At 62.8% G+C, this 23,316-nt stretch carries 22 protein-coding genes; 3 read left to right on the top strand and 19 right to left on the bottom strand.

Translation table 11 applies throughout. The features are described from left to right. Positions 1-163 precede the first annotated feature (163 nt). Positions 164-1,531: a DUF3179 domain-containing protein gene (locus ACR0K1_RS09725; RefSeq protein WP_480850340.1), complete on the top strand. Its 1,368-nt coding sequence runs from the start codon at positions 164-166 to the stop codon at positions 1,529-1,531. On the opposite strand, the gene ACR0K1_RS09730 is transcribed toward ACR0K1_RS09725, so the two are convergent. From ACR0K1_RS09730 to ftsW, 16 genes are all read right to left on the bottom strand, one after another. Beyond that, on the bottom strand, positions 1,528-3,213 hold the full coding sequence (locus ACR0K1_RS09730; RefSeq protein WP_480850342.1) for a chloride channel protein: 1,686 nt from the start codon (positions 3,211-3,213) through the stop codon (positions 1,528-1,530). The genes ACR0K1_RS09725 and ACR0K1_RS09730 overlap by 4 nt on opposite strands. 92 nt (positions 3,214-3,305) lie before the next feature. After that, a complete protein-coding gene (recN, locus tag ACR0K1_RS09735) occupies positions 3,306-4,955 on the bottom strand; it encodes a DNA repair protein RecN (protein ID WP_480850344.1) in 1,650 nt (549 codons plus the stop codon). A 36-nt stretch (positions 4,956-4,991) separates the two neighbouring features. Further along, positions 4,992-5,834 (bottom strand): outer membrane protein assembly factor BamD, encoded by an 843-nt coding sequence (locus tag ACR0K1_RS09740; protein WP_480613031.1) that lies wholly within the window; start codon positions 5,832-5,834, stop codon positions 4,992-4,994. A 126-nt stretch (positions 5,835-5,960) separates the two neighbouring features. Beyond that, positions 5,961-6,881, bottom strand: a complete 921-nt coding sequence (lpxC, locus tag ACR0K1_RS09745; protein WP_480613029.1) for a UDP-3-O-acyl-N-acetylglucosamine deacetylase — start codon at positions 6,879-6,881, stop codon at positions 5,961-5,963. A 214-nt stretch (positions 6,882-7,095) separates the two neighbouring features. Further along, positions 7,096-8,703 (bottom strand): cell division protein FtsZ, encoded by a 1,608-nt coding sequence (gene ftsZ / locus ACR0K1_RS09750; protein WP_480850347.1) that lies wholly within the window; start codon positions 8,701-8,703, stop codon positions 7,096-7,098. Positions 8,704-9,051: 348 nt separating this feature from the next. After that, positions 9,052-9,471: a hypothetical protein gene (locus ACR0K1_RS09755; protein WP_480850349.1), complete on the bottom strand. Its 420-nt coding sequence runs from the start codon at positions 9,469-9,471 to the stop codon at positions 9,052-9,054. Next, positions 9,458-10,792 (bottom strand): cell division protein FtsA, encoded by a 1,335-nt coding sequence (ftsA, locus tag ACR0K1_RS09760; RefSeq protein WP_480850351.1) that lies wholly within the window; start codon positions 10,790-10,792, stop codon positions 9,458-9,460. The genes ACR0K1_RS09755 and ftsA overlap by 14 nt, the downstream gene beginning before the upstream one ends. 8 nt (positions 10,793-10,800) lie before the next feature. Further along, positions 10,801-11,802: a cell division protein FtsQ/DivIB gene (locus ACR0K1_RS09765; protein ID WP_480850352.1), complete on the bottom strand. Its 1,002-nt coding sequence runs from the start codon at positions 11,800-11,802 to the stop codon at positions 10,801-10,803. Beyond that, the gene (locus ACR0K1_RS09770; protein WP_480850354.1) at positions 11,790-12,707 is read right to left on the bottom strand and encodes a D-alanine--D-alanine ligase; all 918 of its coding nucleotides are present in this window, start codon (positions 12,705-12,707) and stop codon (positions 11,790-11,792) included. Before ACR0K1_RS09770 ends, ACR0K1_RS09765 begins: the two co-directional genes overlap by 13 nt. 108 nt (positions 12,708-12,815) lie before the next feature. Further along, positions 12,816-13,742, bottom strand: coding sequence for a UDP-N-acetylmuramate dehydrogenase (gene murB / locus ACR0K1_RS09775; protein WP_480850356.1), 927 nt, complete (start codon positions 13,740-13,742; stop codon positions 12,816-12,818). Further along, complete coding sequence (locus tag ACR0K1_RS09780) at positions 13,739-14,032, bottom strand: hypothetical protein (RefSeq protein ID WP_480850358.1); 294 nt, start codon at positions 14,030-14,032, stop codon at positions 13,739-13,741. Before ACR0K1_RS09780 ends, murB begins: the two co-directional genes overlap by 4 nt. Before the next feature lie 21 nt (positions 14,033-14,053). Further along, positions 14,054-14,320 (bottom strand): DUF2484 family protein, encoded by a 267-nt coding sequence (locus ACR0K1_RS09785; RefSeq protein WP_480850359.1) that lies wholly within the window; start codon positions 14,318-14,320, stop codon positions 14,054-14,056. Next, positions 14,317-14,565: a DUF2484 family protein gene (locus ACR0K1_RS09790; protein WP_480613013.1), complete on the bottom strand. Its 249-nt coding sequence runs from the start codon at positions 14,563-14,565 to the stop codon at positions 14,317-14,319. Before ACR0K1_RS09790 ends, ACR0K1_RS09785 begins: the two co-directional genes overlap by 4 nt. A 75-nt stretch (positions 14,566-14,640) precedes the next feature. After that, positions 14,641-16,053 (bottom strand): UDP-N-acetylmuramate--L-alanine ligase, encoded by a 1,413-nt coding sequence (gene murC, locus ACR0K1_RS09795; RefSeq protein WP_480850361.1) that lies wholly within the window; start codon positions 16,051-16,053, stop codon positions 14,641-14,643. Then, positions 16,050-17,147 (bottom strand): UDP-N-acetylglucosamine--N-acetylmuramyl-(pentapeptide) pyrophosphoryl-undecaprenol N-acetylglucosamine transferase, encoded by a 1,098-nt coding sequence (locus ACR0K1_RS09800; RefSeq protein ID WP_480850363.1) that lies wholly within the window; start codon positions 17,145-17,147, stop codon positions 16,050-16,052. The genes murC and ACR0K1_RS09800 overlap by 4 nt, the downstream gene beginning before the upstream one ends. Beyond that, positions 17,147-18,310 carry a putative lipid II flippase FtsW gene (gene ftsW, locus ACR0K1_RS09805; protein ID WP_480613007.1) on the bottom strand — a complete coding sequence of 388 codons (1,164 nt, stop codon included), beginning with the start codon at positions 18,308-18,310 and terminating at the stop codon, positions 17,147-17,149. Before ftsW ends, ACR0K1_RS09800 begins: the two co-directional genes overlap by 1 nt. 181 nt (positions 18,311-18,491) lie before the next feature. Between ftsW and ACR0K1_RS09810 the strand changes: the two genes are divergently transcribed. Both ACR0K1_RS09810 and ACR0K1_RS09815 read left to right on the top strand, forming a co-directional pair. Then, on the top strand, positions 18,492-18,896 hold the full coding sequence (locus tag ACR0K1_RS09810; protein WP_480850366.1) for a nuclear transport factor 2 family protein: 405 nt from the start codon (positions 18,492-18,494) through the stop codon (positions 18,894-18,896). A gap of 79 nt (positions 18,897-18,975) precedes the next feature. Further along, complete coding sequence (locus ACR0K1_RS09815) at positions 18,976-20,154, top strand: BaiN/RdsA family NAD(P)/FAD-dependent oxidoreductase (protein ID WP_480850368.1); 1,179 nt, start codon at positions 18,976-18,978, stop codon at positions 20,152-20,154. A 23-nt stretch (positions 20,155-20,177) separates the two neighbouring features. Here ACR0K1_RS09815 and ACR0K1_RS09820 read toward each other — a convergent pair whose 3' ends face one another. The 3 genes from ACR0K1_RS09820 to mraY form a co-directional block, all read right to left on the bottom strand. Then, on the bottom strand, positions 20,178-20,552 hold the full coding sequence (locus tag ACR0K1_RS09820; protein ID WP_480613002.1) for a glycine zipper family protein: 375 nt from the start codon (positions 20,550-20,552) through the stop codon (positions 20,178-20,180). Positions 20,553-20,661: 109 nt separating this feature from the next. Further along, the gene (gene murD, locus ACR0K1_RS09825; protein WP_480850370.1) at positions 20,662-22,059 is read right to left on the bottom strand and encodes a UDP-N-acetylmuramoyl-L-alanine--D-glutamate ligase; all 1,398 of its coding nucleotides are present in this window, start codon (positions 22,057-22,059) and stop codon (positions 20,662-20,664) included. A gap of 150 nt (positions 22,060-22,209) precedes the next feature. Continuing rightward, entirely contained in the window at positions 22,210-23,292 is a 1,083-nt protein-coding gene (gene mraY / locus ACR0K1_RS09830; RefSeq protein WP_480612998.1) for a phospho-N-acetylmuramoyl-pentapeptide-transferase, read from the bottom strand. Between the last annotated feature and the right edge of the window lie 24 nt (positions 23,293-23,316).

Here is a 23,316-nt window from a genome sequence, read left to right on the forward strand (position 1 = left end):
ATGGTTTGTCTTTCAAATTTGGCCGCGCGATGCAACAGCCGCGTGCCCTGTGCTTTGAAATGGCTGGCATATGCATCTTGTGACGCGCCCCGCTCACGCACCTGTTGCATGCAAGTGATCGCGACAGGGGGCAAACTGGTGTGGGATGTGATCGGAGGGTGTCATGCATTTTTCACGTCGCGGCTTTGCGGGAATGGTTGGCGCAGGGGCATTGATGCCGGGCGTACTGTGGGCCCAGCAGGACCCGGTGCTCGAGGCGCTGCGCAGCACGCTTTACCTGAGCAGAACCCAGTTCGAAGACAGCATGGCCTACCTGAAAGATCGCGGAAACCCGGATGTGGTTCCAGGCCTGCTGACGGCGATGCGGTATTCCGACCGGCGGCGGGATGATATCGCCGAGGTGATGGAGGCGCTGACCGGCCAGAGACTCGGCACCGACTGGTTTGAATGGATGCTGTGGCAAGAGCGTAACCCACAAGTGGTGCCCCACCCCTCGCTGATCCCGTTCAAACGCGAAGTTCTTTTGGGGATCGATGCGAATTTCGACGTTTTTCTGCGGCCTCAATACCTGCAGCGGGACAAGATGAAGATCCGTCTGGAAGAGATTTCGTGGGGCGGCGTGCACAAGGACGGCATCCCCTCGCTGGACAATCCGACGCTGATCCCGGCCTCCGGTGCCAGCTATCTGAAGGGCAGCGATCTGGTCTTCGGGGTCGCCATCAACGGCGATGAACGCGCCTATCCGCTGCGGATCATGGGCTGGCACGAGATGTTCAATGAGGTGATCGGCGGCGTGCCTGTGGCGCTGGCCTATTGCACCCTCTGCGGATCGGGCATTCTGTTCGAAACGCAGGTGCAGGCGCGCCGGAAGCCGTTTGTCTTTGGCTCTTCCGGGTTCCTGTACCGGTCCAACAAGCTGATGTTTGACCGGCAAACGCATTCGTTGTGGAACCAGTACACCGGCAAGCCGGTTGTCGGCCCGCTTGTGGGCAGCGGCATCACGCTGAAGCAGCGCCCGGTGGTGATTACCACGTGGGAAAGCTGGAAAACCTCGCATCCCGACAGCAGGGTTCTGTCGCTGAAGACGGGTCACCGGCGAAACTACGGCTCGGGGGTCGTGTATCGCGATTACTTCGCGTCACCCAACCTGATGTTCCCGGCGCTGGTGGATCAGTCCGAGCATCGGCAAAAGGATTACATCTTCGCCATCCGCCAGTTCGGCGCGGCGCGGGCATGGCCGTTGGAGGCGTTCAGCCGGACCCGCGTGATCAACGACGCAATCGCCGACCGTCCGCTGGTTCTGGTTGGCAATTCCGACAGACGCACCGTGCGGGCGTATGAGCGGAAGTCCTACCGCTTTACCGCAGCCGATGGCGGTCTGGTCGATCAGGCGGGCGGCAAGTGGACCATGACCGAAGAGGACCTGATCGGCCCCGACGGAACCCGGCTGCCCCGGGTGGCGGGCCATATCTCGTACTGGTTTGCCTGGGACAATTACCTTGGGGATGCGGCCACGGTGTATAAGGGCTAGGAGTGTTCTTCGGCCGCGGTGGCGGCCAGCGCGCGGTTGTAGGCCTTGAGCGCGTCGATGTGATACAGCGCCCCGACCGGTTCTTCCTGACCGTCCTTATCGACGATGACAACGGGGATGCAGGGGATCTCCTCGCGGTCGAAATAGGGCATCGCGGCCTCAAGCGTAGCGCTGGCTTTGACGCACAGGCCCTGATCGATCAGGGCGCGCGCCTCGTCCTTTGTGATCGAGCGCTCATCGTCAATTGGCCGCATCACCGCCCCGGCCCGCAGCATCGCCAGCAGATAGGCCTGCGGCCCGGCGGCCAGATGCACATTGCGACGCTCCAGCTGCGTCAGGAAGAATGACCGATCCACAAGGCGCGAGGCCAGCGCGGTGGACATCGAGACCGAGACCATCACCGCCAGACCGATCTGCCAGTCTCCGGTCAGTTCGAACACGATCAGCGTGGTCGAGATCGGCGCACCCAGAACCGCCGCCGCCACAGCCCCCATGCCCGCAAAGGCATAGAGCGTGTGGGTGCCCGACACATCCGGCAGCAAGCCGGTGGCGATCAGGCCAAAGGCCAGCCCGGTCAGCGCACCGATCATCAGCGAGGGGGAAAACACACCTCCACCCATGCGCCCGCCCATGGTGATGGCAACGGCCACCGTTTTGACCACGGCAAACAGGATCGCCGTTGTCAGCACCAGATCGCCGGTCAGGGCGCGGATCGTCGTCTCATACCCCACGCCGATGATATGCGGGAACCAGATCGCCAGAAGGCCCAGCATGGCCCCCGAAACGGCGGGCCGCAGCCAACGCGGCAGGGACAGACGGGCCTGAACATGGCTGCCGATATCCTCGGCAAAGAAGATCGAACGCATCAGCAGCAGCGACACCAGCCCGCAGATCAGCCCGAGGATCAGGAAAGCGGGCAGTTCGACGTAGAACTGCAGCGAGCCGGGGGTTTCCAGAACAAACTCGGTCACGTCACCATATTCCAGCCGGTTGATCACCGTCCCCGCGACCGAAGCGATGACGATGGGCGCAAAGGCGTGAACCGCGAAGTGGCGCAGCACCACCTCGAGCGCAAAGATTGCCCCGGCGATAGGCGCGTTGAAACTGGCCGAAACGGCGGCAGCCACGGCGCAGCCCAACAGGTCGCGCCCGGTGATCCCGTCGGCATGGATGCGGTTGCTGACCCAGGTCGAGATAACCCCCGCCATATGCACCACCGGCCCTTCGCGCCCGGTTGACCCGCCGGAACTGAGTGTGATCAGCGAGGCAAAGAGCGACGCGACACCCGCCTTGGTTTCCACCCGGCCATCGGTCACGGCGGCGCCTTCGATGACATCGGCAACCGAACGCACGCGCCCGTCATCGGTGAATTTATGCAGGATCACGCCGACAACCAGCCCGCCGATCACGGGCGTGATGAACACCATAATCCACGGAAGTTTCTCGGCATGGCTGTGCAGCAGCAGGATGTCTTCGGTCTGGTAGATATAGGCTTGCAGGGCCTGAATGCCTTTGCGGAACCCAAGCGCCATGAAGCCCGCCGCGATCCCGATGGCCAGAGCGATAAACCAGAACTGGATCTGGCTTGGCCCGCGCCGGCGCATGACCTGCCACGCATCCCGGATCGCGGCCAAAGCCTGATTGAACTGGTTGCGCAGAACGGTGCGGGTGGACTGGGTCATTTGCCCTCGGGGATCAATTCATATCCCTTAGTAAGCCACGCGAGGACCTGAGAAAAGTCGGTTTACAGGTGATTGTTGGCGAGTGTTACGCCTTACGCGTCCAGCAGGGCGCGGGCGGCGGCGCGGGCTTCGTCGGTGATGGTGTCGCCTGCGACCATGCGGGCGATTTCATCGACCCGGTCGGGGGTCGCCAGCGGGATCACGGTCGACAGGGTTTGGCCGCCCGTCACCTGTTTCTGCACCCGCCAATGATGCGCGGCCCGTGCGGCGACCTGGGGCGAATGTGTCACCACCAGAACCTGCCCGCCCTGCGCCAGCGATGCCAGACGGCGGCCAACCGCATCGGCGGTGGCCCCACCGACGCCGCGGTCGATCTCGTCAAAGATCATGGTGCGGGCGCTGTCATCGCCGGTCAGGCAGACCTTGAGCGCCAGCAGAAACCGGCTGAGTTCCCCGCCCGAGGCGATCTTGTTCAGCGGGCCCGAGGGCGCGCCGGGGTTGGTGGCGACGGTGAAGGCCACTGCGTCGGTGCCTTCGGGGCCGGGATCGGTGGCTGTGATTTCGGTTTTGAACACCGCCCGCTCCATTTTCAGTGGTGCGAGTTCGGTCATGACGGCGCTGTCCAACTGCCCGGCGGCCTGTTGGCGCAAGGCGCTGAGCGCACTCGCTGCCGTGTCATAGGCCGCCTGCGCCGCATCCACGGCGGCGCGTTTGTCGCTAAGGTCGGCATCACCCGCGTCCAGTCGGCTCAACCGGTCGCGCAGGGTATCGGCGAAGGCGCCCAAATCGTCCGGCCCGACATCATGCTTACGGGCCAGCGCGCGGATTGCGAACAGGCGTTCTTCGGCCTGTTCCAGCTCTGCCGGATTGAAATCGAGCGCCTGCAGACAGGTGTTGACCCCATCCTGCGCCTCGCCCAGTTCGATCAGGGCACGGCCCAGAGCGGCAATCGGTTCCTCCAACTGACCGCCTGCATTGTCCGCGACCCCTTCGAGCCAGCGCACGGCGTCGGCCATCGCGCCCTCGGCCCCGTCCCCGCCCAGCAGGTCGAAGGCGCGGGCCACGTCGTCGCGGATGCGCTCGGCCCCCTGCATCATGCGGCGGCGCGCATCGAGTTCCGCATCCTCGCCCGGCTGCGGGTCAAGCTGGTCCAGTTCGGCGACGGAATGGCGCAGGAATTCTTCCTCGGCGCGCATGACGTCCAGCGCGGATTCGGTCTGAGCCAGCGCTTTGCGGGCGCGGGACATCTGGGTCCACGCGTCACGCACGGCGGCAAGGTGATCCCCTGCCCCGGCATAGGCATCCAGCATGGCGCGGTGGCCGCGCGGGTTCAGCAGGCCGCGATCATCGTGCTGGCCATGCAACTCGATCAGGGTCTCCGACAACGCCCGCAGCACTTCGCCCGAGCACCGCCGGTCGTTGACCCATGCGGTTTTGCGCCCCTCGGCGGTGTTGACGCGGCGCAGGATCAGGTCTTCGCCGCCGGGCAGACCCGCATCGGCCAAGACGGCATGGGCGGGATGGCCTTCGGGCAGTTCGAACTCGGCCACGACTTCACCCTGCGCAGCGCCCTCACGGACCAGTTCGGCCCGCCCGCGCCAGCCCAGCACAAATCCCAGCGAATCCAGCAGGATCGACTTGCCCGCGCCGGTCTCACCGGTCAACGCGTTCAGACCCGGCTGAAACGTCAGTTCCAACCGGTCGATGATCAGCATGTCGCGGATATCGAGGGCGCGCAGCATCGGGTCTTTAGCGTCCCTCGCCTTCAGCCATGGCCGTTACAACCACTCACCCTTGATGGTCTGACGGTAGATTGTGGACAGCCAGTTGTTGCCACGGCTCTTAAGATCCAACCCGCGCGAGGTCAGCAGCTTGTAAGCGTCGTCATACCATTCCGTGGACTGATAGTTGTAGCCCAGGATCGCACCCGCCGACTGCGCCTCATCCAGCAGGCCCAGCGACAGATAGGCCTCGACCAGACGATACAGCGCCTCAGCCGTGTGTGATGTGGTCTGGAAATCCTCGACGACAACGCGGAAGCGGTTGATGGCGGCGGTATAGTGATCCTGACGCAGGTAGTAGCGCCCGATCTCCATCTCTTTGCCGGCCAGATGGTCAAAGGCCAGATCAAATTTCAGCACCGCCGAGGTGGTGTATTCGCTATCCGGATAAACCTCGATCACGGTCCGCAAGGCCTGCAGCGCCTGAAAGGTCAGGCCCTGATCGCGGCCCACTTCGTCGATCTGGTCGTAATAGCTGAGCGCCAGCAGATACTGCGCGTAAGCCGCATCTTCATCGGTCGGGTAGAAATCGATGTAACGCTGAGCGGCAGCGCGGCTTTCCTCGTAATTCTTGTCGTTGTGATACGAGAACGCCTGCATGATCAGCGCGCGTTTGGCCCAGTCGGAATAGGGGTAAAGACGCTCGACCTCCGAGAAGTACCACGCCGCATCGTCCGAGCGATTCTGGGAAAGTTCAAACTCACCACGGGTATAAATCTGTTCCGGCGTGAAGCCTTCCAGATTTTGATCGCGGTCCGCACCTTTGCTGCTGCACGCCGCCAACGCTGCTGCCAGAAGAATCGCACCTGCGAATCTGACTGCCGCTTTGCTGCCAACCATACCGCCCATCCTTGTCGTCTTACCTAACGGGGCCCGCCCCGGATCAGGCCTTGGTCTAGCATAGATATTTCCGGTGCAAAACGCCTTATCCGCGCTCTGGCGCAAATGTCGTCAGAGTTGATCAGGTCAGGCAACTTCCGGAATTTCGTCCAGAACAAGGCCCTGGCCCGGCAAACGCGCGGCCTGTTCGGGCGTGCACAGGATCGGACGCACCGCACCGGGGGTTTCGAACAGTTTGCGCAGCAGCGTGTTCGTCATCGAATGGCCCGACTTGTCGCCGGTGAAATGCCCCAGAATCGGGCCGCCTGCCAGATAGAGGTCACCCAACGCGTCCAGCATCTTGTGGCGCACCGCCTCATCCGCACGGCGGAAACCGCCTGGTGTCAGCACCTCGTCACCCTGCACGACAACCGCGTTTTCCAGCGTGCCGCCCAGGGCCAGCCCGTTTTCGCGCATCGCTTCGACATCGGTGCGGCGGCAGAATGTACGGCAATCGCTCAGCTCGCGGGCAAAGGACCCGTTGCGCATGTCCAGCGTCTTTGTCTGGTCGCCAATGGCGTCGTCTTCGAAATCGATGTGGAAATCGATGATCAGACCGTCCGCCGGAGCAATCGACGCGCTGGCGCCTTCGCGCGATGCGGTCACGGGTTTCAGCACTTCGTAGGCCAGAACCGGGCTAGCCTGACGGCGGACACCCTTGGCCATGATCCCGCGCACGAAATCGATGGACGACCCGTCCATGATCGGAACCTCGGGGCCATCAATCTCGATCAGAGCGTTATGCACACCGCACCCGGCCAAAGCGGCCATAATGTGTTCAACGGTCGAAACCGAAACACCGGCCTCGTTCACCAGACGGGTGCACAGCGGGGTGCGTTCGACCACATCGTAGATTGCAGGGATGAGGGCATTGCCCAGCTCAATATCCGTCCGTTTGAACCAGATGCCGTGACCGGCGGCAGCCGGTTTCAGAACCATGGTTGCAGGCTGACCGCCATGCAGTCCCACGCCTTTGAACGTCACCGGAGATTTGAGCGTATGTTGCAAATTTAGCCTCAGTTGAGTGGAGTTCAGCCTGTGACGGCTGCGTTGGACACTCAGTTAAGGAAGAGACGGCTCAGGCTCAACTCACTCTTTGCAACCGAATGAAACATGAATGTGACAGATCGGCAAAACCCTGCTGACAACACTTTAAAGCAATGAAAACAAAAGAGAAAGGGCCGCCAAATGACGGCCCTTTGACCCTAATTTGTTACCGCGATCAGTTGGCCTGACGGCGCAGGAAGGCCGGAATTTCGATCCGTTCCTGATCCGGATCCGCCTCATCATGCGCAGGTGCCGTAGCGTCAGCCTGGCGCATTGTGGGCTGCTGACGGGGCGGTTGCGCGGGGGTATCCGGTGCGTGGCCGGTCATCCGGTCGATCAGCTTGTTGAAGCCAAAACCCCGGCGTTCCTGCTGCCCGGCCTGCGGCTGCGGCGCAGGTTCAGGCGACCGGGGCGCGGCCGCACGCGGCTGGCCGGACGGCGAGTTCTGAACGGCGGCCTGCAGGCGCTGCAGCGCCTCGGGCGAGGGGTTTCCGGCCGTGTTGGCGCGCGGCGCAACATAGCTTTCCGGCGCCGGTTCCGCAGGTTCGGGCTGCGGCTCAAACTCGGCCACGCGCGGCTGATAGGCCGGGGGCGGCAATCCGTCATCGTCCTGCTTGGACGACGCAACCTTGTCCGCGTGCCAGCTGTCGTCCCGCTCGGGCTCATCCACCGTTTCAAACAGCGAGGGCGCGATGTCCGATTTTTCCTCGGCCTTGGCAGCGACCACTTGTTCCAACTCGGGCTCTTCCGCCGAAACCGTGCGGGTCAGCGGGGCCGACATCGAACGGCGCGCGACCGGCACATCTTCGGTCTTTTCAGTGGCGTCGATGCCGGTGGCAACAACCGACACCCGCATGCCGCCTTCCATCGCGGTGTCGAGGGTCGAGCCGACGATGATGTTGGCCTCGGGGTCCACTTCCTCGCGGATGCGGTTGGCCGCCTCGTCCAGTTCGAACAGGGTCAGGTCATTCGAGCCGGTGATGTTGATCAGAACGCCCTTGGCGCCTTTGAGGCTGATTTCGTCCAGCAGCGGGTTCGCAATCGCCTTCTCAGCCGCCTGAATGGCGCGATCTTCGCCGGTGGCTTCGCCAGTGCCCATCATCGCCTTGCCCATCTCGTCCATCACGGCGCGGACATCGGCGAAGTCGAGGTTGATCAGGCCCGGACGCACCATCAGGTCGGTGACACCTTTAACGCCCTGATACAGAACGTCATCGGCCATCGAGAATGCCTCGGTAAACGTGGTTTTTTCGTTGGCCAGACGGAACAGGTTCTGGTTCGGGATGATGATCAGCGTATCGACGACCTTTTGCAGCGATTCAACGCCGTCTTCGGCCTGACGCATCCGCTTGGCCCCTTCGAACTGAAAGGGTTTGGTCACTACACCCACGGTCAGAACGCCCAGCTCACGCGCCGCCTGCGCGATGATCGGCGCGGCCCCGGTGCCGGTGCCGCCGCCCATGCCGGCGGTGATGAAACACATATGCGCACCGGCCAGATGATCGACGATCTGCTCGATGCTTTCTTCGGCTGCTGCGGCCCCAACGGTCGGACGGGCCCCTGCGCCCAGACCTTCGGTGACTTTCACGCCCAGTTGCACCCGCGCCGAGGACTGGCTTTGCTGCAGCGCCTGCGCGTCGGTGTTGGCAACAACGAAATCAACGCCGTCCAGTTGTTTTTCAATCATGTTGTTGACAGCGTTCCCACCCGCGCCGCCAACGCCAAATACTGTAATCCGAGGCTTCAGTTCGTCGTGCCCGGGCATCGAAAGATTCAATGTCATGCTCTGTCCGCCTGTATTTATGTCCCGCCAAAGCGGTGTTTTTCTTACCTATCCGCCTTTGATCCTACCGCTGATATGCAAAAAGGTCACGTCAAAAATCGCATGAATCCACAAAATATGGAGGAAATAAGGCAGCAGACAGCGGCATTTCGCGACCCCTGCGAGATATAGCGGAAACATCGCTGATCACTACAAGACATGCCAGGCCAGTGCGCATCATCTATATGCGTCACGCCTTAGATTTGTCTCAATTCAACTGCGGAAAACTGCTCAATGTCCTGCCGCGGGGCCTCTGACGGGCCTTGTGGATATCTTTAGGGATAATTCCGGGGGCCGCAACCCGTTTCTTTAGCTGATCGGGGCGCTTGGGCAGTTCAGGCTGTTTTCCGTGATGCTGCGAACCTCCTGAATCTCGCCATCGGTGAACGAGGCGAGCCGGACCATCAGCCGTCCTTCGTGCATGAATGGCCACCAGCAGACCGGAATGCCATCGCGGTCGTTGTCATAGAGAAAGCAGATCTGACCATTGGGCGTTGTGATCTGACCGTAGACGCATCCCTGCCCCTCTTCCCGCCAGACCGAGGTGGTGCGGGTCAGGAATTGCTCGGTTCCCACCAGATCACCGCTGCGGATTTCGTAGAATGTCACCGTTTTACCTAGGAGGGCATCCAGAAACGCCTCGGGCGTGATCACGGTTTGTGCCGCAGCCCAGCCCGGCAACAGGCAAGCACCGAGGATGCCCCGGCGCAGTGCCTTACCAATTGTCACGGAACCACCGGACGGCGCGCTTGAACGGGCGCGCGGCATAGGTGTCGACCGGGATTTCGAAATCCCACCATTCATCCTGCGGATGGGCCGCAAACAGGCTGAGCCCGACAACGGAAGAGAACCCCGGCCCGGTCGCCGATTGCGGCAGACCATGCACGCGCAGCGGACGGCCAAGCCGGACGCGTTGCCCCAGGATGCGGGTTGCAAGCCCGTCCAGCCCCATGATCTGACTGCCGCCACCGGTCAGAACGATCTGCTGGCTGGGCATATGTTCGAACCCGGCCGCATCCAACCGCACGCGGACCTCTTCCAGGATTTCCTCGACCCGAGGGCGCATGATGCCGATCAGTTCGGCACGGCTGACGGTACGCCGGTCATGTTCCCAATCGCCGGTGTCGCCGCCAATTTCGATCAGATCGCGGTCATCCGCTCCGGTGGCGTGCACACCACCGTTGAAGGTCTTGATGCGTTCTGCCACTGCTGTCGGCACGCCCAGCCCCATCGAGATATCGGCGGTCACGTGATCGCCGCCCATGCGCACGCAATCGGCATAGATCATGTGTTTCTTCATGAAAATCGAAACGCTGGTCGTGCCGCCGCCCATGTCGATACAGGCCGCGCCCAGTTCCTGCTCATCCTCGACCAGAGACGAAATACCGGACACATAGGCCGAGTTCGCAATTCCTGCCAATTCCAGATCGCAGCGCTTGATGCAGCGCACGATGTTCTGGATCGCCACCGCATCCACGGTCAGCATGTGCATGTCCACGGCCAGCGACTGCCCCATCTGCCCGCGCGGATCGATAAGGCCCGAGCGGTTGTCGAGCGCGAAATTAACAGGTTGCGCATGCAGCACCTCGCGCCCCGCGCCATAATCCGGCACGTCGCAGGCGTTCAGAACCCGCCCGACCTCGGCCTCGGTCACGACCTGGCCTTCCAGATCGACCTGCGCGTCCAGCCCGTAGGAGCGCGGGTTGGCACCCGAAAAACAGGCGATCACGTGATCGACGCGGATATCGGCCATTTTCTGGGTCGCCTGCAGAACCGTGCGGATGGCGCGCTCGGTTTCCTGCATGGCGGTAACTTCGCCAAACTTCACCCCGCGCGAGCGGGTGGTTCTGGCCCCGATCACGCGAAACCCGGTCTGTCCGGCCAGTGAACCAATGCTGTTATCCTCGCTCAGCCGCCCGGTTCCGTCAAAACGCAGCACGAGGCAGGAAATTTTCGAGCTGCCGATGTCCAGAATGGCGACAACACCGCGCTGCATCGCCTGCCTGCGCATCTGCCGCATGGCCCGTTGGGACTGATAAAGATCGGTCATCATGGTCGTTACTGCCCGCTACTCACATCTGATTTTGTATTCCACCAGTCTTCGCTGGCGGCTTTGGTCATTCTGATGGTCGGCCGCTGCCCCAGGCGCATGTCAACCACGGCCACGTCGCGTTCCAGAAGGTCCTGCACTTCGTTCACCGCCAGCACGCGTTCCAGCGCCCGCACCGGTTGATCGGTCGGCAGCATGATGCGCTGCCCGCGATCCAGCACCAGATCCCAGCGCCGCTCGCCCACGCGCACCAACCCGCGCACGCGGTCGCCAAGGCTGCGCGAGGTTCGGAACAGCTGAAGCGCCTCGCCCACATGCTGGTCGGCGCCTTTGCCCGCGATCAACGGCAGATGCGCGTGTTCCTTGCGCGAGGCTGTCTGATCCACATGCACGCCGGTTTCGTCCAGCAACTCGGTCCCGTCATGCGTCCGCCAGACAATGACCGGCTGCCGTTCGACAACGTCAATCTGCAGGATTCCGCCGGGGCGGATGCGCACGGTCGCGGATTTCACCGGGTCCAAGCCCGAGATCGTGTCGCGCATATGCTCGACATCCAGATCCCAGGAACTGATCGGGAAATCCAGCGGCACCACTTCGCGGATATCATCGGCCAGATCGGTGCCCGCGCCATCGATGGCCATCAGGTTGACCATGAATTCAGGCCGCTCCTGAATCGAGGTGCGGATGTCGGCGATATAAGCGCTGACCGCCTCGCGCCGGTCCGGGGACGCAAAGTAGATGCCAATCGCTGCCGCAACGGCGCAGATCGGCACGCCCAGTTTGACGCCCAGACGAATGCCGGGCGTCAGCATCCAGCGCTGGAACCGGTAGCTGAGCCGCGACGGCGCAGGGTCCGACCGGCCTGTGTTTCGACCGAACATCTTCGCCCCCCGCAAACGCAGAAGCGGCTGCGCATCGTGCGTCTCGGCGGTTTCGAATTCGGCATCCGGCCCGGACAGAGCCTTGGTCCGGTGGATCACCGGCGCGCGCGTGGCGGTCAGCGGTCGCATGAGGCGTCCTCCACCATCCAGGCGCAAAGCTGGCCGAATGTCATGCCGATATGCGCGGCCTGTTCGGGCACCAGCGAGGTTGGCGTCATGCCGGGCTGGGTGTTGGTTTCCAACAGGAAAAGGCCATCCGCGCCCATGCTGTCGTCCCAGCGGTAATCGGTGCGGGACACGCCCCGGCAGCCCAGAGCGTTGTGGGCCTTCACCGCATATTCCATGCAGCGGTCGAAGATGTCCTGCGGAATGTCGGCGGGCAGCACATGCCACGAGCCGCCAGGCTTGTATTTGGCGTCATAGTCATACCAGCCGCCATCCGTCATGATCTCGGTCACGGTCAGGGGGCGGTCGCCCATGACGGTCACGGTCAGTTCACGCCCTGCGACATATTTTTCGACCATCACCTGATCGGGCATCGCCTCGTCCAACTGCGGCGGCCCATTGGCGTTTTCGTGCACGATATAGATGCCGACGCTGGAGCCTTCGTTGTTGGGCTTGGCCACGTAAGGAGGCTCCATCACATGGACCTCGACCACCTCGACCTTGGGCACGATCATGCTGGGCACAATCGGCAGGCCTTCAGCCTGATAGACCTCTTTGCTGCGTTGCTTGTCCATCGCCAGCGCCGAGGCCAGCACACCGGAATGCGTATACGGAATGCGCATCCATTCCAGCAGGCCCTGCACACAGCCATCCTCGCCCCAGCGGCCATGCAGGGCGTTGAAAACCACATCCGGCTTGATGTCCAATAGGCGCGCATAAAGGTCGGGACCCGCGTCCAGCTCGACCACTTCAAAGCCTTCTCCCCCAAGGGCGGCCGCGCATTCGCGCCCAGAGCTGAGAGACACCTCGCGTTCCGCCGAGGGGCCGCCCATCAATACCGCCACTTTGGGGTTTGTCCTGCTCGACATACCCAACGTGTGCCTCAATGTCCCCGGACCTTATGTGGTGGTCCGTACTGCGTTTATGCCTTTGATCCGTCGCCGTTAATTGCCTGTTTTGGTCTGACGGTTGGGGCTTTATTCTGTCAGCGGATCACCGACCCGCATGATTTCCCACTCTAGCGTGATGCCGCTTGTTTCGTAAACCTTTTTTCGCACCTCTTCGCCCAGTCCTTCGAGGTCTGCGGCGGTTGCGTCACCGGTATTGATCAGGAAATTCGAGTGCTTGGGGCTCATCTGCGCGCCGCCCTTGGTTGCCCCGCGCATGCCCGCATCATCGATCACCTTCCACGCCTTTAGGTCATGCACATCATCCGCCTTGCCGGTGGACGAGAACCCGGCGGGGTTGCGGAAAGTCGACCCGGCGCTGCGGTCCTTGGTGGGCTGGGTCTCATCCCGTTTTTGCAGCTGCGCTTCCATGCGGGCGTGCAGTTCGGCTGGATCGCCCGCAGGGCCTTGGAAGGTGGCCGAGATCAGCACCGCGCCGTCGGGCAGGTCTGTTTGACGATACCGGAAGTTGAGGTCTTGCGGCGTCAGGTCAACGACATCCCCGCCCCGCGTCACGATAGTGGCCTTTTGCAGCACATCCGCCGTGTAGCTGCCATAGCAGCCCGCATTCATCCGTACCGCGCCGCCAACCGAACCGGGAATGGTGCGCAGAAACGTCAGGTCAACACCCGCATCCGCCGCCTTGCGCGCCACATGTGCATCCAGCGCAGCGGCTCCGGCGGTGACCAAGTTGCCTTGGACGGAAATCCCGTTAAACCCGCGCCCCAGCCGGATCACCACCGCCCGCAAACCGCCATCCCGAACGATGAGGTTCGAGCCGACGCCCATCGGGAAGATCGGCACATCTTCGGGCAGGTTGCGCAGAAAACCCTGCAGGTCTTCCACGTCTGCGGGCTGAAACAGATGATCCGCAGGACCGCCGACGCGCAGCCAGGTCAGGTCGTTCAGGGGGCGGGCCTGCGTCAGGCGGCCCCGGACGTCGGGCAACTGGGTCATCCGTCTGCCCGTGCCGCCAGACTGCGCCCGCCAACGCCGCCCATGATGGCGGCGAACAAGAAGGGCAGGACCGCGCCGGTCAGCCAGACGAAGGGGCCAAAGGCCCGGTCTTCCTCGCCGGTGCCCACGCCTGCCAGCATCACGATCAGCGCAAGTGCTGCGACAGAACTCAGCCCGATCAGCCATAGCAACCCTTTGAGGCCAATCCAGCGGCCCGCGACAAAGCCCGCAAGAGCCCCGAGGATAAGCGCGATCAGCGGCAGATAAGCGAAAGTGGCGATGTCGACCATGGGGCCTCCTGAAAACGGCCGTTACTTGTTGGTCGCCTTCATGCCCTGCATTTTCGCCTTTGTCCAACGGGTCAGGTAAATCACCGGCCAGCGCAGCACAGACATGCCTGCGACCAGTACGATCAGGCCGATCCAGGGACCGTTTTCATAGGTGACACAGCCCAGAATGGGGATGCCGACCGCAATCAGGATATACGCCCGCGTCCAGTGATTGTCCTTGCTGGGGATCATCGCCAGCACATTCGCGGCGATCCCCCATGCGGCGGCAAGGGCGAGGGACCAGCTCATTCCGCGATCTCTCGGCCCGACCATTTGCGCCAGTAGTAGCGGATGGGACGGCGGAACATCGAGACAAACGCACCCAGCGCCGCAACCGACCAGAACCAGCCGTGATCATAGCCCAGCCAGACGATCAGCACCGGCGCGCAGATCAGCAGGACGAATCCCGGTGGGAACTGCAAACGCATGGGCAACAAAGCGACCACAGTGGCGCAGACCACCCAGAGGGCGGCGAAGATCATCGAATAGTCCATACGTTCCTTCCGAGGGCCGAGGCTCTGCGCCCAGGGTATCACACTCTCAGGTTGTGCGCCATTCTGAGAAAGCGGTCAAACCGCCTGTTTTTGTTGCTGCAACCTCTCGGGCAACCCATTGGCCCAGGCGCTGATCGTACCGGCCCCGAGACAGACGACCATATCGCCCGGACGGGCCTGTTCGCGGACCAGACGCTCAAGGTCGTTTTCATCCAGCAGCGCGCGGGCGTGACGGTGGCCGTGGCGGATCAGGCCCTGCACCAGATCATCGCGCGAAGCACCCTCGATCGGGTCCTCGCCAGCGGCAAAGACCTCGGCGATGGCAACCACGTCGGCGTTGTTGAAGCAGGTGCAGAAATCCTCGAACAGGTTCGACAGGCGGGAATAGCGGTGCGGCTGGTGCACGGCGATCACGCGGCCTTCGGTGGCCTGACGGGCGGCTTTCAGGACGGCGGTGATTTCAACCGGATGGTGGCCGTAATCGTCGATGATGGTGACGCCCTCGACCTCTCCGACCTTGGTGAAGCGGCGGTTGACGCCACCGAAATTGGCCAGCGCGTCGCGGATTTCCGAAGCCTTCATGCCCAGATGGCGGGCCACGGCCACGGCGCTAAGCGCGTTCGAGACGTTGTGGTCGCCGGGCATCGGCAGGGTACAGCCTTCGATCACCTTGTCTTCGTATTGCAGGTGAATGTCGAAATGGGCGACGCCGCCCTTGTAGGTCAGGTTCTCGGCCCGCACATCGGCCTGCGCGTTGAAGCCATAGGTGCGCACGCGGCGGTCAGTGATGCGGCCGACCAGCGCCTGAACCTCGGAATGGTCGGTGCAGCAGACGGCGAGGCCGTAGAACGGGATGTTCGAGACAAACTCGTCAAAGCCCGCGCGCAGCAGGTCGAAATCGCCCCAATGCTCCATATGCTCGGGGTCAATATTGGTGACAATGGCGATGGTGGCGGGCAGACGGTTGAACGAGCCATCGGATTCGTCGGCCTCGACCACCATCCACTCGCCCTGCCCCATGCGTGCGTTCGAACCATAGGCGTGGATGATGCCGCCATTGATGACCGTAGGGTCGAAATCCCCGGCCACCATCAGCTCGGCCATCATCGTGGTCGTGGTGGTCTTGCCATGAGTTCCGGCGATGGCGATGTTGGATTTCAGACGCATGAGTTCCGCCAGCATGTCGGCACGACGAACCACCGGCAGGCCTTGCGCGCGCGCCTCATCCAGTTCCGGGTTGCCCGGTTTGATCGCGGTCGAGACTACGACCACGGCGGCGTTCTCGAGGTTTTCGGCACGCTGGCCTTCGAATATCTCAGCCCCCAGTTGCGCCAGACGATCTGTGATCTTTGAGGCTTTCAGATCCGAGCCCTGCACCCGGTAGCCAAGGTTCAACAGCACCTCGGCAATCCCGGACATTCCGATCCCGCCGATGCCCACAAAGTGGATCGGCCCGACGTCCTGCGGCAATTTGGTTGCTGGTTTCATGCGGTCTCCTTCTGCGCCAGTTGCTCGACGAGGGCGACCAGACGCTCGGTCGCGTCGGGCGCCCCGACCGACAAGGCAGCGTGAGCCATCTTCTGAGCGGCTTCGGGGTTGGTTAGAACCGTGGTCATTTGCTGGGTCAGCGCGGAAACGTCAAGGGCGTTTTCAGGGATCATGATCGCCCCGCCCGCCTGCACCAGCCCGCGCGCATTGGCGGTCTGATGATCGCCTGCTGCGGCGGCAAAGGGGATCAGGATCGACGGGCGGCCAATGACCGAGATATCGGCCACACTCGACGCGCCCGAGCGGCTGACCACCAGTTGCGCCTCCGACATGCGGCGGGGGACATCATCGAAGAACGGCTGAACATCGGCCTTGATGCCGTTTTCACGGTAGAATTTCTTGACCCGCTCGCCGTCCTCATCGCGGGCCTGATGCGAGACGCGGATGTAGGATCGCAGGAACTCGGGCAGCGCCGCAATGGCCCCCGGCACAACATCGCTGAGGATGCGCGCACCCTGCGAGCCGCCCATCACCAGAACCGACATCGGGTATTCGCCCGGCGGGATATAGGGGGCCGCCTCTCGCTCCAGCACGGCGGCGCGGACGGGGTTGCCGGTGTGAATGCCCCTTGCGCCCTCGGGCAGATCGGTGGGCCAGACGCCGCAGGCGACCTGAGCGACGCGGGTGGCGAAGAGCTGATTCACCCGGCCCAAAATGCCATTCTGTTCGTGGATCATACGCGGGACTTTCAGCAGCGCCGCCGCCCCCAGCGCGGGGATCGAGGGGTATCCGCCAAACCCCACCACCGCGTTTGGCCGGTCTCGCATCATCTGCACCGCCATGCTGGTAACCCCGGCTGCGATCCGGGGGCCTACCAGCGCCTTAGCTGCCAAACCGCCACGGGCGAAGGTCGCCGACGAGGCCTCGACAATCTCGACACCGTCCGGAAATGCCCCGGTATACCGCGCGCCGCGCGGGTCGGTGGACAGGCGCACACGCCAGCCCTTGTGCAGCATCGCCTCGGCCAGCGCCTGCGCGGGGAACATGTGCCCCCCGGTGCCGCCTGCCGCAATCAAAAGGTAAGGCGTGGTCATCACCCTCGTCCGCGCAGAATGTCACCCAACTCGCCCTGTGGGCGGGTGCGGGTGAAGGCCAACAGCATGCCAACCGCGATACCGCCCGCAATCAGCGACGAGCCCCCATAGCTGACGAAGGGCAGTGTCATGCCCTTGGCGGGCAGCAGGCGCACGGCAACGCCCATGTTGATCATCGCCTGCACGCCGAACATGCAGGCCAGACCGGTGCCTGCCAGACGGATGAACATGTCGCGTTCCCGCATCAGCCGCAGCAGTGACCGCACCACGATCAGCGAGTAGAGCGCGATGATGATCAGCACCAGGATCAGCCCGTATTCCTCGGCCGCGACAGCGATGATGAAATCCGTATGCGCATCGGGCAGAGACCACTTCACTTGCCCCTCACCCACGCCAACACCGAACAGCCCGCCCTCGCGGATGGCGTTCGTCGCGTAGCCAAGCTGGGTGGTCGGATCGACCTCTTGGTTCAGGAACCCGTCAATCCGTCGGGCAAAGTGTTCCGAGTTCGAATAGGCCAGCATCCCGCCCAGAACCACGGCCCCGGCCATGCCGACCAGCAGCAGCATCGGCGCGCCTGCCACAAAATACATCACGCCCCAGCCGAACAGGATCAGACAGGCCTGCCCGAAATCGGGCTGCAGCACCAGCATCGCCACAATCGCCATGCACAGCGCGAATGACCACAGCCGCCCGGGCGGGCCGTTGATCTCTTGCGAGGCTGCCAGCAGCCACGCTGCCACGACAACAAAACCGGGTTTCAGGAACTCAGACGGCTGCAGCGAGGCGAAGCCCAGCGAATACCACCGCACCGCCCCCTTGCCGAAATCGGTGCCGAAAACCGGCAGAAAGGCCAGCGCCACAAACGCGCCCAGAAAGCCCAACACCGCCAGACGCCGCACCAAAGTGGGGGACATCATCGAGGTCAGCAGCATCGCGATCAACGCCAGCCCGCCGAACAGCGCCTGCCGCTCGACATAGTGGAACGGATCGAACCCGTTGCGCCCGGCCAGCGGCGGCGACGAGGCCAGCCCCAGCAACAACCCGATGACAAACAGGATCAGCACGCAGGACATCGTCCAGCGATCAATCGTCCGCCACCACTTTGGAAGAATCGGTTCACCGCGCGTGTCCCGGACCGCGCCATACACCATCTCAGTCATGAGATACCGCCACTCTCTGCCTCGTTAACGCCCCGTTTTCGGGATCTGATTGAGAGTTTACAGGGGTTTTGGTGTTTCGGCTAGGGAAATGAGGGGCACCGGGAAAATTGCGCTACGTTGTTCCTGTGGAACTGTCCCGGTATAATTAACCCCACAAGTTAATTTGATATCGGAGGTTCATATGGTGAGTATTTCCAGCGAAGCGCAAAACTTGTTCTCGCAATACCTGACCTGCTGGAACAACCACGATCTGAAAGGGGTTGCGGCCTGTTTTGACGAACCTGCGATGTTCATTCTCCCGGCAGGGGCCATCGCCCTGCCCGACCGAACCGCGTTGGTCGCACTTCTGGAAAAGGTATTCGACGGGCTGGAGCAGGCGGGGTTCAGCCACACGACAATTGGCGCGGTCGAGGCCCGACTTTGCGGCGATGGGATTGCCATTGTGGACGCAAAAGACGTCAACAGGCTGAAGCATGACGGATCGCTGCTCGAGGCCATTGACGGGCACTACGTGGCCCGGAAGACAGAGGATGGCTGGCGGCTCACGGTGGCCGTTGCCTGTTCCAACGGCTGGCAAACGGGCTGAGTTCGGCAGTCGCAGCCAGACCACGTGATGGCCGCGACTTTTCCTTGCCTTCCGCCCCAAACCCCGCCATGCCGCGCGCATGACCTATGACACGATCATCCTCGGGGCCGGTGCAGCCGGTATGATGTGCGCGGCCCATTGCGGCGGGCGCGTGTTGGTGATCGACCACGCCAAAGCTCCGGGTGAGAAAATCCGCATTTCGGGCGGCGGGCGGTGCAATTTCACCAATATGTATGCGGGCCCTGCCAACTTCCTGACGCAGAACCCGCATTTCTGCAAATCCGCTTTGGCGCGGTACACGCAATGGGATTTCGTTGATCTTGTGAACCGCCATGGCATCGCATGGCATGAGAAGACGCTGGGGCAGTTGTTCTGCGACGGGTCCTCGAAGCAGATCATCCAGATGCTGCTGGATGAAATGAACCGCACCGGGGCTGAGTTGTGGGTTCGGACCGAATTTAAGGACCTGCGAAAGACCGAAAGCGGCTTCGACTTGGAGGTCGAGCGCGAGGGCCAACGCATCCCCCTCACCTGCCGCAATCTGGTGCTGGCCACCGGCGGCAAATCGATCCCCAAGATGGGCGCGACCGGATTGGCCTATGACATCGCGCGGCAATTCGGGTTGCGCCAGACCGAGACGCGAGCCGCGCTGGTGCCCTTCACCTTTTCGGACGGCAAGTTCAAAGACCTGTCGGGCGTCTCCCTGCCCGCCCGCCTGTCAAACGACCGCACCAGTTTTGATGAGGCGCTGCTGTTCACCCATCGCGGCCTCAGCGGACCTTCGGTGCTGCAACTGTCGTCGTATTGGCGCGAGGGCGAGGCGATCCGGGTCAACCTGATCCCCGATCTGCCACTATACGATCTGCTGCGCGATCAGCGGCAAAGCGGCGGGCGCAAAGCGCTGACCACCGAACTGGCCCGCCACCTGCCAGCACGGCTAGTCGAGCACCTGAGCAGCCAAATCCCGATGCTGGGCAATCTGGCCGACCAGTCCGACGCGGCGTTGACCGATCTAATCGAGGCTCTGTCCAACTGGCACCTGACCCCCTCGGGCACCGAGGGGTATCGCACTGCCGAAGTCACTCTGGGCGGAATCGACACCAATGATCTGTCGTCGAAAACGATGGAGGCCAGGGATGTCCCCGGCCTCTATATCATTGGCGAAGCGGTGGATGTCACCGGCTGGCTGGGCGGCTACAACTTCCAGTGGGCGTGGTCCTCGGGCCACGCCGCCGGAACTGCAATCGCGGCCCGTTAGCCGACACTTTCAATTGCGCGGCATCAGCCGACGACGTTATAGCCCCGTCCGCGCATGCAGTTGCGCACGATCACGGCCTGGTTCTGCGTGTTGCTGACCGCGCTTGCCCCGGCACCGATCAGCGCACCCGCAGCCGCAGCGCGCCCCAGATCGCTGGCGCTGTTGTCGATAATCGCCGTGGTCGCTGCCGCACCGGCCGCACCGATGGCCGCCGCGCCTGCGGTGTTGCTATCCAGCGTCGGCTGCGTGCGTGCCAAAGCCTGACAGTTCGCCAGATCGGACTGGTAGTTCGGCCCGACCGGACCGTCGATGATCGGTACATAGTTCGCCCCCGTATTGGCGCAGGCTCCGGCCAGCGCAACCACGGGAAGGACAAAGAAAAACTTGCGTGCAGACATTTCCGGCACCCCTTTTTTGAACTGCCATTGACGCAAACCCAATTCCCGATGCGCGTCAAGCTGATAGCCTAAAAACTTAAGTGACCGGCGGGCGATTGCAAGAACGGGGCTAAGCCAGCCGTTGTCGCACCTTCGCCGTAAAGTCGTCGCCGCGCTGTTCGAAATTGTCATACTGGTCAAAGCTGGCCGCAGCCGGGGCCAGCAGCACGGTTTCCCCCGGCTCGGCATCTGCCATCGCCTGTTCGACGGCGGCCTCCATCGTGATGCAGACCTGCGCGTCCGCTTCAAGCTGCATGGCGAATTTCGCGGCTTCCCGGCCAATGACATAGGCTTTCAGAACCTCGGTCGCGGCCCCGTTCAGGGCGGCAATCCCGCCCTCTTTTTCCAGCCCGCCGCATATCCAGCGGATCTTTTTGAACGCGCTCAGCGCCTTGGCCGCGCTGTCGACGTTGGTGGCCTTGGAGTCGTTCACATAGGTCACGCCCTCCGCCTCGGCGATGATCTGGCTGCGATGCGGCAGGCCCGGATAGCTGTGCAGCGCATCCTCGATCACGCGCGGCGCAAGGCCTAACGACCGGCAGGCCGCATAAGCCGCGCAGGCGTTCTGATGGTTATGCGCGCCGGGCAGGCCTTTGATCCCGCGCAGGTCAATCGAGCCGGTCTGGCGGCCCTTGCGGTATTCCGACAGATATCCCTTGCGGGCAAAGACCTGCCATCCCGGCCCGGTAAGCTTGCGTGCGACCGAGATACGGATCACCCGGTCATCCGCTGGCCCCTCGGACAGTTGACCGGCCAGAAAAGCACCTTCGTCCTCATCCACTCCGATCACGGCCCGGTCGGGTCCACCTTCGGCAAACAGGCGGCGCTTGGCGGCAAAATACCCGCCCATGCCGCCGTGACGATCCAGATGATCCGGCGAGAGGTTGGTGAACACCGCCACATCCGGCGTCAAAGAACGCGCCAGTTCGGTCTGATAGCTGCTGAGTTCCAGAACCACGACCGACCCGTCCGAACCCGGATCGATATCCAGAACCCCGCGTCCGATATTCCCGGCCAACTGCGCCTCGCGCCCGGCTGCGGTCAGGATGTGGTGGATCAGCGCCGCCGTGGTGGATTTGCCGTTCGAACCGGTCACGGCAATCACTCGGGGCGGCGTTTCGAAATTGTTCCACTCCGGGCCAGAGAACGACCGGAAGAACAGGCCGATATCGTTGTCCACCGGCACGCCCGCCTCGAGCGCGGCGGCCACAACCGGGTTGGGCTCGGGGTATAGATGCGGAATGCCCGGCGACACGATCAGCGCTGCGATCCCGTCAAACGCGCCGTGCCGGCGCAGATCGGCGCAATGGAAGCCTTCGACCTCTGCCGCTTCTCTTGCCGCCGGGTTGTCATCCCAGCAGATCGCCTCGGCCCCGCCCGCGCGCAGCGCGCGCGCCGTGGTCAGACCCGACCGGCCCAGCCCCAGAACCGCAACCTTCTGTCCTGAAAACCCTTTGACCGGGATCATGCTGCCCACCTTGTTCAGATATTCGAATGCGCCGCGACACTGCACCGAACACGCGCGGATTGGCAAGAGCGCCAAAGGCTCGCGCGCCAGCGCGAGCCCGGCCCAACAGGCGGCAGGCAGACCGCAGGTCCGCCGAACCTGGCGCGAGAGCTACCGGACTTTCAGCGTTGCCAGACCGATCATCGCCAGGATCAGCGAGATGATCCAGAACCGGATCACAATCGTCGGCTCGGCCCAGCCCTTTTTCTCATAATGGTGATGGATCGGGGCCATCAGGAACACGCGCCTGCCAGTGCGTTTGAAGTAAAGCACCTGGATGATCACGCTCAGCGCCTCGACCACGAACAAGCCGCCAACCACGGCCAGCACAAGCTCGTGCTTGGTCGCCACGGCAATTGCGCCCAAGGCCCCACCCAGCGCCAGCGACCCGGTATCGCCCATGAACACCGCCGCCGGAGGGGCGTTGTACCACAAAAACCCAAGCCCCGCGCCAAAGAGCGCCGAGGTGAAGATGAATATCTCACCGGTTCCCGGCACGTAGTGCACGTCCAGATACTCGGTAAAGTCGACGCGGCCCACCGCATAGGCGATGATCCCAAGGGTCGAGGCCGCGATCATCGCAGGCATGATCGCCAGCCCGTCCAGCCCGTCAGTCAGGTTCACCGCATTTGCGGCCCCGACGATCACCACGATCGAAAACGGGATGTAGAAAATACCCAGATTGATCAGCGTGTCCTTCAGCACCGGCACCGCCAACTGGCTTTGCAGCGCATCGGGGTGATGCAAAGTGGCCCACAGCGCCGCCAAAGCGGCAATAATGATGCCCAGCGCCAGCCGCATCTTGCCGGACACGCCTTGGGTGTTCTGCTTCGACACCTTGGCGTAATCATCGGCAAACCCGATGGCCGCATAGGCCAACGTCACGAACAGCACCATCCAGACATAAGGATTGTCCCACCGCGCCCAGATAAGCGTCGATGTCACCAGCGCGCCCACGATCAGCAATCCGCCCATCGTCGGCGTTCCGGCCTTCGAGAAATGCCCCTCGGGCCCGTCGTCGCGGATCGGCTGGCCCTTGCCCTGCTTCTTGCGCAGCACGTTGATCAGCGGTTTGCCAAACAGGAACCCAAAGACCAGCGCGGTCATAAAGGCGCCGCCTGCACGGAACGTGATATAACGGAAGAGGTTCCAGAAATCCCCTCCGTCCGACAAGGCGGTCAACCAGTAGAGCATCGCAAAACCTTTCTCACGCAGCGG

This window comes from Ruegeria sp. F5 (assembly GCF_056533845.1).

What these genes read in the sequence shown, in the direction of transcription:
- ACR0K1_RS09725 (WP_480850340.1), top strand. Translation starts at nt 164, where the DNA reads ATGCATTTTTCACGTCGCGGCTTTGCGGGAATGGTTGGCGCAGGGGCA.
- mraY (WP_480612998.1), bottom strand. Translation starts at nt 23,292, where the DNA reads ATGCTCTACTGGTTGACCGCCTTGTCGGACGGAGGGGATTTCTGGAAC.
- ftsZ (WP_480850347.1), bottom strand. Translation starts at nt 8,703, where the DNA reads ATGACATTGAATCTTTCGATGCCCGGGCACGACGAACTGAAGCCTCGG.
- ACR0K1_RS09765 (WP_480850352.1), bottom strand. Translation starts at nt 11,802, where the DNA reads ATGCGACCGCTGACCGCCACGCGCGCGCCGGTGATCCACCGGACCAAG.
- ACR0K1_RS09810 (WP_480850366.1), top strand. Translation starts at nt 18,492, where the DNA reads ATGGTGAGTATTTCCAGCGAAGCGCAAAACTTGTTCTCGCAATACCTG.
- recN (WP_480850344.1), bottom strand. Translation starts at nt 4,955, where the DNA reads ATGCTGCGCGCCCTCGATATCCGCGACATGCTGATCATCGACCGGTTG.
- ftsA (WP_480850351.1), bottom strand. Translation starts at nt 10,792, where the DNA reads ATGACCGATCTTTATCAGTCCCAACGGGCCATGCGGCAGATGCGCAGG.
- ACR0K1_RS09800 (WP_480850363.1), bottom strand. Translation starts at nt 17,147, where the DNA reads ATGACCACGCCTTACCTTTTGATTGCGGCAGGCGGCACCGGGGGGCAC.
- ACR0K1_RS09820 (WP_480613002.1), bottom strand. Translation starts at nt 20,552, where the DNA reads ATGTCTGCACGCAAGTTTTTCTTTGTCCTTCCCGTGGTTGCGCTGGCC.
- murC (WP_480850361.1), bottom strand. Translation starts at nt 16,053, where the DNA reads ATGAAACCAGCAACCAAATTGCCGCAGGACGTCGGGCCGATCCACTTT.
- ACR0K1_RS09730 (WP_480850342.1), bottom strand. Translation starts at nt 3,213, where the DNA reads ATGACCCAGTCCACCCGCACCGTTCTGCGCAACCAGTTCAATCAGGCT.
- ACR0K1_RS09790 (WP_480613013.1), bottom strand. Translation starts at nt 14,565, where the DNA reads ATGGACTATTCGATGATCTTCGCCGCCCTCTGGGTGGTCTGCGCCACT.
- ACR0K1_RS09780 (WP_480850358.1), bottom strand. Translation starts at nt 14,032, where the DNA reads ATGGTCGACATCGCCACTTTCGCTTATCTGCCGCTGATCGCGCTTATC.
- ACR0K1_RS09785 (WP_480850359.1), bottom strand. Translation starts at nt 14,320, where the DNA reads ATGAGCTGGTCCCTCGCCCTTGCCGCCGCATGGGGGATCGCCGCGAAT.
- ACR0K1_RS09770 (WP_480850354.1), bottom strand. Translation starts at nt 12,707, where the DNA reads ATGTCGAGCAGGACAAACCCCAAAGTGGCGGTATTGATGGGCGGCCCC.
- ACR0K1_RS09815 (WP_480850368.1), top strand. Translation starts at nt 18,976, where the DNA reads ATGACCTATGACACGATCATCCTCGGGGCCGGTGCAGCCGGTATGATG.
- murD (WP_480850370.1), bottom strand. Translation starts at nt 22,059, where the DNA reads ATGATCCCGGTCAAAGGGTTTTCAGGACAGAAGGTTGCGGTTCTGGGG.
- murB (WP_480850356.1), bottom strand. Translation starts at nt 13,742, where the DNA reads ATGACCCAGTTGCCCGACGTCCGGGGCCGCCTGACGCAGGCCCGCCCC.
- ACR0K1_RS09740 (WP_480613031.1), bottom strand. Translation starts at nt 5,834, where the DNA reads ATGGTTGGCAGCAAAGCGGCAGTCAGATTCGCAGGTGCGATTCTTCTG.
- ftsW (WP_480613007.1), bottom strand. Translation starts at nt 18,310, where the DNA reads ATGACTGAGATGGTGTATGGCGCGGTCCGGGACACGCGCGGTGAACCG.